General features: G+C 61.3%; 1 pseudogene. It reads right to left on the bottom strand.

Going from position 1 to position 328, the window contains the following annotated elements:
• Positions 1 to 328, bottom strand: a pseudogene (locus A3730_RS31685) (DUF4350 domain-containing protein); the annotation flags it as partial.

Below are 328 nucleotides of genomic sequence, written 5' to 3' on the forward strand. Positions count from 1 at the left end.
TTGTCACCCACATGCAGCCCAAGAGGCGCGGGCTCCGGTGGTGCGTCACAGACCAGCCGTGCACAACCTTCACGCAATTCCTCGTTGTCGCTTTGCAGGCAATACTGCAAGGGGCTGTCCACAAAAACGGGCAAGGCCATGATCAGATCCCGGACCGGATCCTCTTCAATGGATTCGCTGGGCACGGGGGAGTCCCAGACGGTGATGCCGAGCGGGAACAGCAGTGGGTCATTGTCCTGCCAGTCTGCGTCACTGGCATCGGATGCCTCGATAAGCGACGGGAGCGGGCGGGCTTCCACCACCAGTTCGCCACCGTTCTGGACCCATT

It is taken from the genome of Alcanivorax sp. HI0044, assembly GCF_001634945.1.